At 38.5% G+C, this 9,741-nt stretch carries 11 protein-coding genes; 4 read left to right on the top strand and 7 right to left on the bottom strand.

What is annotated here, in order from left to right:
* Positions 1-20: 20 nt before the first annotated feature.
* Positions 21-479 carry a division/cell wall cluster transcriptional repressor MraZ gene (mraZ, locus tag P3J6_RS06745; protein WP_010390682.1) on the bottom strand — a complete coding sequence of 153 codons (459 nt, stop codon included), beginning with the start codon at positions 477-479 and terminating at the stop codon, positions 21-23.
* Positions 480-935: 456 nt separating this feature from the next.
* Between mraZ and P3J6_RS06740 the strand changes: the two genes are divergently transcribed.
* From P3J6_RS06740 to P3J6_RS06730, 3 genes are read left to right on the top strand one after another with little or no spacing between them, the layout of a single operon-like run.
* Positions 936-1,253 (top strand): DUF883 domain-containing protein, encoded by a 318-nt coding sequence (locus tag P3J6_RS06740; protein ID WP_138608088.1) that lies wholly within the window; start codon positions 936-938, stop codon positions 1,251-1,253.
* A 4-nt stretch (positions 1,254-1,257) separates the two neighbouring features.
* Positions 1,258-1,698 (top strand): hypothetical protein, encoded by a 441-nt coding sequence (locus P3J6_RS06735; RefSeq protein WP_198522528.1) that lies wholly within the window; start codon positions 1,258-1,260, stop codon positions 1,696-1,698.
* 13 nt (positions 1,699-1,711) lie between these two features.
* A complete protein-coding gene (locus tag P3J6_RS06730; protein ID WP_138608092.1) occupies positions 1,712-1,954 on the top strand; it encodes a hypothetical protein in 243 nt (80 codons plus the stop codon).
* On the opposite strand, the gene P3J6_RS18790 is transcribed toward P3J6_RS06730, so the two are convergent.
* Positions 1,943-2,107, bottom strand: coding sequence for a pirin-like C-terminal cupin domain-containing protein (locus P3J6_RS18790; protein WP_232735473.1), 165 nt, complete (start codon positions 2,105-2,107; stop codon positions 1,943-1,945). The genes P3J6_RS06730 and P3J6_RS18790 overlap by 12 nt on opposite strands.
* Before the next feature lie 62 nt (positions 2,108-2,169).
* A complete protein-coding gene (locus tag P3J6_RS18785) occupies positions 2,170-2,355 on the bottom strand; it encodes a hypothetical protein (protein WP_232735472.1) in 186 nt (61 codons plus the stop codon).
* A gap of 707 nt (positions 2,356-3,062) precedes the next feature.
* Here P3J6_RS18785 and P3J6_RS06720 point away from each other — a divergent pair.
* A complete protein-coding gene (locus P3J6_RS06720; RefSeq protein ID WP_198522527.1) occupies positions 3,063-6,101 on the top strand; it encodes a bifunctional diguanylate cyclase/phosphodiesterase in 3,039 nt (1,012 codons plus the stop codon).
* A 75-nt stretch (positions 6,102-6,176) separates the two neighbouring features.
* On the opposite strand, the gene P3J6_RS06715 is transcribed toward P3J6_RS06720, so the two are convergent.
* From P3J6_RS06715 to P3J6_RS06700, 4 genes are all read right to left on the bottom strand, one after another.
* The gene (locus P3J6_RS06715; protein WP_075170457.1) at positions 6,177-6,410 is read right to left on the bottom strand and encodes a hypothetical protein; all 234 of its coding nucleotides are present in this window, start codon (positions 6,408-6,410) and stop codon (positions 6,177-6,179) included.
* On the bottom strand, positions 6,407-8,014 hold the full coding sequence (locus tag P3J6_RS06710) for a PepSY-associated TM helix domain-containing protein (RefSeq protein ID WP_198522526.1): 1,608 nt from the start codon (positions 8,012-8,014) through the stop codon (positions 6,407-6,409). Before P3J6_RS06710 ends, P3J6_RS06715 begins: the two co-directional genes overlap by 4 nt.
* Positions 8,011-8,298, bottom strand: coding sequence for a hypothetical protein (locus P3J6_RS06705; protein ID WP_138608102.1), 288 nt, complete (start codon positions 8,296-8,298; stop codon positions 8,011-8,013). The genes P3J6_RS06710 and P3J6_RS06705 overlap by 4 nt, the downstream gene beginning before the upstream one ends.
* A 385-nt stretch (positions 8,299-8,683) precedes the next feature.
* Positions 8,684-9,631, bottom strand: coding sequence for a YihY/virulence factor BrkB family protein (locus P3J6_RS06700; RefSeq protein ID WP_198522525.1), 948 nt, complete (start codon positions 9,629-9,631; stop codon positions 8,684-8,686).
* Positions 9,632-9,741 lie beyond the last annotated feature (110 nt).

The following is a 9,741-nucleotide window of genomic DNA, read 5'->3' as shown; positions in this document are numbered from 1 at the left end:
TTTGCCTTTTTGTTTTGCTGCTAGAGGGTAAAGTTATCTAAATCGTCATTCGGTTCAAATTCACCAAGCCTTTCAAGCTCAGTGTCTTGTCGCATTTGTTCGTGCCAACGCGCCTCATCCCAAATCTCAAATTTATTCATTAAGCCCACCAGCATAATTTTTTTGCCAAGTTCTGCATGTGAGCGCAAAGAAGGCGCCAGCAAAATTCGACCGTTTTTATCAAGCTGATACTCTGTCGCATTACCTAACAACATACGTTGCATCCGTCGCGCTCTGGGATTCATATTAGATATTTTTGCTAAACGGCTTTCTATTTCTAACCATTCAGCAAGGGGGTATAACCAAAGGCAAGGCTCATTGAGTGCAACTGTGCAAATAACCGTTCCCTGATCTTCAGACAATAGCGTGTCTCGGTACTTTGTTGGTACCGCAAAACGTCCTTTATCATCCAAACTCAGTGAACTTGCGCCACGAAACATAAAAAGCCTATTGTAAAATTATTTTAATCAACTTTTTGATTAACCCGATCCAGTTTGATCCACTAAACACCACTTTTTACCACAGTGCTCCAGTTTAGGGCTTGACAAGCCTTTTTGTCAAGTAAGTCACCCAGCTTTAGCACCCCGCGAAGCCTGAAAAAATAAGGCTCAGATTAAAGCGGTTGAATTGTTTAGTAAAAAATCTGATCAGCCGATAAAAATTTTTTTCATAGGTTTTTTTATTACTTGGCAGCGTTTGTTTGCTCAATGAATAAACAGTGAATAATTACAATTTTTTTGTTTGTAAAAATTACAAACCATAGTCGCAATAGTTACAGCAATAAACACGTAGAAGTCAGCGTTAAAATTAAAATATAAATATAAAACAACAACTTAAAAACCGGTTTAATCATTGCACTTTAATAATTACTTTTAAAAAACTATTAAGGATTGATTATGGCTACGGCAACTAAGAGCAAAGCACCTATTGATACAAAACAAGAGATTGAAGCCCCGTTAACAGATAAGGCAACATCAGCTGCGCATGACGCAGTAGATGCATTATCGAGTAAAGCGGCGGTAGCTGAAAATGGTGTTCGTAAAGGAGCAAGCAGTTCAGCAGAAACGCTTAACGAAAAACAGTTAGCAGCTCGCGAGAAATTAGAAGAATGTACCTCTAAGACTCGTCAACTCGCATCTGAAAATCCACTAGCAACGGCTGGTCTGGCATTTGCTGCTGGTATGTTAGTTACTGCGCTATTTCGTCGTAAGTAATACCATGCAAAACCCAGATTTAACATCAAGTGAATCACAAGCGACGGATTCGCAATCATCAGCAACAAATGCGGATGACTGGCAAGATCATGTTGCTAAGCTTGCTGACTATGCAGCGCAGCTCAAGGATGATTACCATCAACAAGGAAAGTTGACACATCAGCTGGCAATAGCAGAGTGGAAGCTATCGCTAAGATCCTTAGCACTGATCACTATTTTACTAGGATGTTTTGCCAGTGGCTTGGTGTTATTGTGGGTGGGACTTTTAGGTATTGTAGGCTTTGCTACTTTTGATTTATTTAGCTCGATTTGGCTGAGCATTACTGTAGTGATAAGCCTACAAATTTTATGCTTAATTTGGCTGTGGCGAAACGCAGTTTATCTAAGCAAAAAAATTGGTTTTACTAAGACGCTAAATAGTCTAAAGCAGCTGCTTAAGTTATAAGGCATACACAATTATGTTAATCAATTATTTGATCAATTCACCGAACGCTCGAGTGCAACAGCTCCACAAAGAAGTGGCGATACAATCTGAGCTAAAGCGTCAGCACCTTACGGCAATAAAATATCGAGCCAAACGTTTTGCCGCAACAAAAGTGGGGCTCGTTAGTGCTTTTAGTGCAGGCGTGGTTGTGGAGTCGGCAAAAGGAGACACCAACATAGTAAAAAAATACAGTTGGTTGTTAAAACTACTCGCTTAAAAGCCACTCCTGCATTAATACATCACGACAGTGAACCAAAAAAACGTTTTTACAATCGCTAACCGCTTGGCGAATTTCAGCGTCAGTGATCATCACAAACGGGCCTATTTGTGCAATTGGCTGATTAAACGGTTCACCTAATAATATGAGCACTCCCGATGTTTATTGAGTCCTATGCTAACTTTACAACTTAGCTCAAAGATTTCACTTTGCACTTATATGCAATGCTTCAACCACCGCTCTAGGCTAACTCCTTGTTGATTAGTCAAACTCGGTACTGGTTGCTCTGTGATATTCTGGTATTGCGGCTCACGCATTTTGTTATTGCTTGGCATATTGAGCCAAATCTGAAAGTCACGTAAGCCTTGTTCAGCATCAGCAAGTAGCGTTTCACTGTGCATAACACCGCTACCGGTATTTATCCATTACACGTCTCCCGAGCAAGTCACTTCTTTGTTTCCCATTTAATCTTCATGCTCAAATAACACTTTTAAAATATGAATGAAAGTTTCGATACCGCAATGAGGTTGAGGAGGAAAACCATCGCTCTACTCACTTTTATCATCGGGCTTAAGCTCACTAATTATTAATAATGACACTAAATATTTACCATCAAACTTAGAATAAGACGGATGTTGACACAATACCCATATTAGGTACTATGAGCAGCCAGAACATTGTTTATTTTTCATCTTTTGCCTAGGGTCGATTTACTCTTTGTTGCCTACATGAATTTAGGTAAGGGCTTTGAGCGGGACGCGGAAGCTTTGCTCGGTTTTTAGTTATTCTTACATGGATGTAAGCCAGTAGAATAACGCAGGAGCAGTTATCGAGCCCATTTGGTTACAAACCTCACGTCGCGGTTAAACATGCCCTTATTTGTTATGTAAATATATAAGAGATTAAATTATTATTTCATCATGTTTTTAATACGTAAATTAATATATTTCAATCATATGCAACACCATCTTATTTCAAAATCTTAGATATAACCTTAGTACTTTAATGGTTATTTATAGTAGGATTATTTAGCGTCACTCTGCTTTGTACTAATTTGGATACGACTATTTTTACTTCATCACTAAAACATCAACTCTACCGCCTTCTTATGCTGATTTGCATACCTGTTGCTGCTGTCATTTTAGTAACCTTGTGGTTTAGTCGTGACGCGGCTATTGAAGAGCATGAAAAAAAAGTACGATCCATCACTGAGCATCTAATTATCAAGCAGCAGAACATGATTGATGATATAAAGCATGTGACTGAATTTTTAGCAAAAAAGCAGAAAGATATTGAGTCTTTACCCTCTACCTGTCCTTCGTATGTTCTAGATGTTAAGGCGCTCAATGGCAATATCGCGAATATTGGTATAGTAAATAAATACGGCGATTTAATTTGCACCTCTAATATTAGTGACACCAACATTAATATTAGCGACCGCCCCTATTTTAAAAACGCGCTCGCCAGTAAAGAGTTCAGTATTGGCCATTTCCAACACGATCGCAGCCTCAAAGCGCAAAGTATTAACTTTGCTTACCCTATTTTAAATGAAAGCAATGATATTGAAGGCGTTATTGTGACCGTAATCGCTTTAGACTGGTGGAGCTCGGCACTTAATACTTTAAATTTATCGACAGAAATCAGAGCTGTCATTACTGACTCTAACGGTAGTATTTTAGCTAACTACCCTTTTTCAGCCGATAGACTAGGCAACAAATTGGAAAAGTTCGATTTAGCGCATAACTTGCAAGCAGGTGTTATTTTTAAAGGAAAAGATGGTATCCGAAGAGTTTTCCATCAAACAACACTCTATCGTGATGGCAATAACAATAAGCTCTCTATTTATATTACTCAACCAATAGATGAAACACTTGAGCAAATAGATATTAACTTTGTAAAAATGGTTTTAGGATTTTTAATGACCATTTTGCTTTTAGCCGTATTGGCCAGACGATTAGTTAATAAAAGCATCTTAAACCCGATTAAAAGTTTAACGCAGGCCGTTAACCGCTTAGCAGCCGGTAATATGCCTCATGACAACGAGCAGCCCAATAGTCCTGAGCTAAATAGACTCTATCATCGTTTTAAATATATGGCCGATACTCGCTTAACAGCTGAAGCATGCCTTAAACATAAACATGACGAGCTTAATAGCTTGCTTAATGCGCTACCCGATGCTTTTTTACGTGTAGATGCCAATGGCAATATACTTGATACCGGTGGACGTATTAAATCGTTAAATTATAGCCATTCAACACCGCCTAAAAAGTTATCGTGTTTATTCTCTAGTGCTAATTTAAAACAAGTAGAAGAGTACTTAACAACCCTGAGCGCTCCTGTCACTGTTGAGCTTGAACATAAGCAAAACGAACAGTTCTTTGAAGCTAAAATCAGCCCAATGAAAAAAGCGGATGAGTTTATAATTGTTATTAGTAACATCACGCAACGAAAGCAAAACCAAGAATCTTTGCATTTAGCGTCATTAGTTTACAACAACAGCAGTGAAGGTATGGCAATCACGGATGAAAATGGCATTATTTATGACGTGAACCCTTCGTTTTGTAAAACGACCTTGTATTCTCGAAAAGAAGTACTCAATAAAACGGTGGGTATTTTATCATCGGGTAAACATGATAAAGAGTTTTATGACTACATGTGGCAATCAATAAATAAAACTGGCCGCTGGCAAGGTGAAATAACCAATCGTCGTAAAAATGGCGAGCTGTATGTTGAATGGTTAACCATAGATACTATTTACGATAAAAATAAAGCCCCAACTAGTCGTATTGCTATTTTTACCGATCTAACCGAGAAAAAACAAGCAGACGAGCTAATTTGGCGACAAGCTCATTTTGATCATTTAACCGACTTACCTAATCGACTAGAACTTAAAGAGCGGTTGAACAAACGATTTACGAGCGTAAACAACCACGACCAAAAACTGGTTATTATGCTGTTAGATATTGATCACTTTAAAGATATTAATGATACGTTAGGCCATCATTATGGCGATAGGTTACTTAAGTTGGTATCTGAGCGAATTGTGCAAACAGCAAAAGAAGCTGACTTTGTAGCGCGTATTGGTGGCGATGAATTTGTTATTGTATTTAGTGACTTACGCGGTAGCGATAATATCAAAAAAATAGCAAAATCACTGCTACTCAGCCTTGCGTCTACTATTTTTATTGAAGAAGAAAAAGTGTATATCAGTGCCAGCATTGGTATTGCCTGCGCGCCAGATGATGGCCAAAACCCAGAGCAACTGCTTAAAGCCGCAGATCAAGCTATGTATAAGGCAAAAAATAGCGGCCGAAATGACTTTGAATTTTTCTCACATGATATGCGTGAAGATGCAAATGCAAGAATGCAGTTGCTCAAAGAGCTTCGCTCAGCCATAGAGCTAGAGCAATTTGAGTTATATTATCAGCCTATTGTATCCCTTGATGATTTACACGTTCATAAAGCCGAAGGGCTTATTCGATGGCAACACCCAGAAAAAGGGCTGATCAGCCCAGCTGACTTTATTCCCTTAGCTGAAGAAACCAGACAAATAAATGCGCTCGGTCAATTTGTATTTACTGAAGCACTGCAAACACTTAATGATATTAAAAAACACATTCAAGATGAATTTCAAATTAGTATTAACGTATCGCCGGTGCAGCTCGCAACCACAGACAGTGGTATAGACGATTGGTATGGCATGCTTGAGACAGCAAACTTACCTGCATCGAGCATTGTGGCAGAAATTACTGAAGGCTTGATGGTTAATCCTGAAGAGCTGACCCAAAGCCGCTTAAAAGCCTTAGTTAAATCTGGGATGCAATTAGCACTCGATGATTTTGGTACGGGTTACTCATCGCTTGCTTACTTACAAGAAATGGATACCGACTACCTAAAAATTGATAAACGCTTTGTTGATAATATTCAAAAAGACAGCCAGGAGCTGGCCTTATGTGAAGCAATTATTATGATGGCTCATCAGCTTGGTTTAAAAGTAATTGCCGAAGGCATAGAAACAAAATTACAAATGGATTTATTACTTGAGGCTGGTTGTGATTATGGCCAAGGCTATTTGTTTTCAAAGCCGTTGCACAAAACCTCGTTTATGCAGCTGATAAAAACAGACCAAGTGATTAATTTAAACTAAAGGCAGTTAATACGCTCGCTCAATTATAGCGCGGGTACAAAACTGCCCCTTATTTCAGAATGTTAATGCTATAATTTAGCGCACTGAAATAGATTTACCGAATACAAAAGCAACCATTAAATTTATCAATAAAGCCGAAGCAATACTAACAAAAGAACCTGCAATACTTCCATACTCAGCTATAAAACAGATAAGTGCACCAATAAACACAACGAGACTTAGCCAAGTGCTTGCTGGGCGCATCAGTCTTAGTAATAAGCTACTTACAACTAACAATCCACATCCAAGTATTAGATAAATAACTGTCATATAGTCACCTCTTGTGTTGTTGGCTTTATTAGTATTTGTCGCTTAGCCATGAGCCGCTGACTTACATAGATTATTAAGCCACCAATAAATAAAAAACTAATATCAACAACAGTAACTAGGGTGTTATTTGAACTAAAAGCATGGCTTGACGACAGTAACATGTTTAAAGGCAACACAGACATGCATGCACCACCAGTTATAAGCAGTGTGACTTGCAAATAACGATAATAATTAATCGGTAACACTGCAAATAAACACCAAACTAGCCACGAAAGAAAAAATAAAGGTCCGAAGTAGCCATTGTGCAATTGTACTGGGATGAAGTTATTAAGTAATACTTGCAAAGGGAATAATATGGCAGTAGCCAATACTAAGCCTCCACAGCTACCGATAATAACCCTATTCCATCGTTGATAAGCCACTTCAGAAAGAGTCGGATTACTACCCCTTGTGCGCTTGGTTAACCACATCATAATTCCAGAAAGTGGTAATAATGCAGTAGTTAAACCAAGGAGTGCCCAAACTAACTTTACAAAAACGCCCGCAAAATTACCAAAATGAAGCGGGAATAATAATTCAAGTACTTTAATAGCAGGGCCAGGAATGTCACCAAAGCTACTCATTGATTTACTAAACTTACCATCTCCGCTGTATTGCAGTAATTGTGATGCAACTGCATCGCCGCCAATAAGACGTAAGTAAACTTGAGCATTCGCATCATTATGCGCCATAACAGTTAAATCAATAACTTTCGCTTTTGGGTAACGTGTTTGGGCATCAAGCAAAATAGTATCTATTGCTGTTGCTTGGTAATTATTAGAAACAATGGTTTCAGGCATCGCGGTAAATTTTTCCACCAACTTATCTTGATCTCCACCAAAACTCACAAAAGCGGCGGCGGGAAGTAGTATAACGGTTGCAAGACCTAAAAAAGCTCCTGTAAAGCCGATGATGGCATGAAAAACGCTTCCCCAAATACCCATCACTTTGTGTGTATCGTTCACTACCACATCAAGACCTTTTTTACGTCTAAATGTAAATAGCTCTTTTATTATTTGGCGGTGAATAAATAAGCCCGTCACAACAGATACCAATAAAGTTAAACCTAAAAAGCCAGTAAGAATAAGCCCTATTGGTCTGCCTAAGTGTAGGTCAGCATGAAAATGCCCAATAAACGATGGCGCATCAGTTTTACGGTGCTCATAAAAATAATCTGCAGCACCATAATATTGGTTTATCAAATTAAAATTACGAGGGTCAAATTGGTAAGCATAAGCAGCCTCTTCGTCATAATTTTCATCGCCATCGTGAGATTCAAATAAAATTGTCAATAAATGCGTATTATGCCCCGTTGGTAAATACACGTGGATATTTTTACCAAACTCTTTTGGTACTTGTTGGTGATAATGGTTAATTAACGTCATCACCTTTTCACTTGGCACTGTATCCAATTGATGTAACTCTGGGTTGGCCCAAATTTTTAGTTCTGGGCGGCTAAGTACAGCTAACGCACCGGTAAAGCAAACAATAAAGAGCAAAATACCTGTAATAATACCAACCCAACTATGCAGTAAAAATAGCTTTTTTAGTGAAATAGATCTCATCCCTGTCCTCCTTGTAAAGCCATAAAACTAAGCCCTGCATGGCTTAACAAAATAACTAACATAACAATAAAAGGCTGCCATGCGCTTTTAGCCATGTAAGCGTATATAAATAACGCAGTCCAAATAAAAGGAAAAAGCATTATCGGTATTAATATTTGCTCTTCCATAGCGAAAGGTAAGTAGGTAGTCATGCCTGGGATCATCACCACAGCCGTAATTAACGCAAGTAAACAAGCCAGAATATGGCGTCGCTTAGTTGCTGTAAAAGTGTGTTTTTTATTCATTATTATTTGCCTTATCAATGCAGCTTAGTCCCACCATATAGAAACCAAATTACACTTCCTCCAAACCTGAAACGTTATGCTGCCACCATATAACCAAGCACGGTAACAAAACTAAAAATGATAACCATTTGCATTATAATATTTATTTAATTAACTAAACAAATATAAATAGCAAATAATCCATGCACAAATGCCAAGCATGGCTCAGCTAACGGCAATTGACGCTTAGTTAAATATATAAAAGATGGTAATCGGGTATAGCCAGAGATTTTAAATGAAAACAAGGCGAGCTTACGCGTTAATAACTAAGGTCTGTTGCAAGTAAATTCAACGTAATTGTGCTTAAAATAGCTGCTTGAGATAGATTTATTATCCAGAGTTCAGATTATTTAGTATCGAGGTGGTCTGCAACATATGCGCCTCGCTGCCCTCTTTTTTTATCTGGGCCTATCGTGCTGTCTTGCGCTGTTTGCTGCTCTAAGGCAGCATTGATTGAGGCTCCCAAAATAACGATATAAGCGGTAATAAACAGCCACATAAGCATAATAACCACCCCACCTAAAGAGCCATATGTTTCGTTGTAACTGGCAAAATGAGATACATAAAATGAAAAGCCAAAAGATGCCACAATCCATAATACTGTAGCAGTGAATGAGCCTACGGTAACCCAGCGCCACTTAGCTGCTTTTCTGTGAGGCGCGTAACGATATAAAATTAATAATGCAAAGTTAAAGGTTAGTGCCAGTAATGGCCATGAGATAAGCATGATTAAAAAATCAATACTCTCTTTTATTCCTAACAGGTTAAGTGCTAACGGTAATATACCGATAATTACCAATGCTATAACCGCCACCACAATCGCGCCCACTGAAAATAATAAACGTACAAGTTGCGCCTTAAAAAATGAACGCTTTTCGTATTCGTGATAACTAATATTACACGCGGTGATCAAAGCTTGGCTGCCCTTAGAGCTACTCCAAATAGTGAGCAGTAAAGTGCCCAGCGCGCTAAGACTTAAACTAGTTTGAGACTTTTGCGCAAGGCTTGAAACCTGAGATAAAATAATCTCTTGGGTACTTTGCGGCAATAACGCCATAAATTGACTTAAATACGCACTAATATCGTTCGGTGAAGCAAAATAAGCATACACAGACACCAACGCCGCAATGGCAGGAAAAATAGCAAGAAGTGCATAAAAGGCCACGCCTGCTGCCACCAAGGATAAATTATCACGGCTCATTTGTTTTATAATTCGCTTTGCAATATCCCACCAGCCACGCAGAGGGATATGGTTAGGCTGCTTGGCTCTTTGGCCACGCTTAAAGTCACTCATAGCTAACTCCCTTTTCCCAATTAATTGCAAGATGTTTGCCAAACAAATACCCCTTGGTATTAAACTTGCTGCTATTGTTTTACAAAGACCCTAATTAACTCAACCCAACA

It is taken from the genome of Pseudoalteromonas sp. 3J6 (assembly GCF_903995135.1).
In the GTDB taxonomy this organism is placed as follows: domain Bacteria; phylum Pseudomonadota; class Gammaproteobacteria; order Enterobacterales; family Alteromonadaceae; genus Pseudoalteromonas.
The sequence above is the reverse complement of the archived record's forward strand: the minus strand, read 5'-3'. Positions and strand labels throughout refer to the sequence as shown.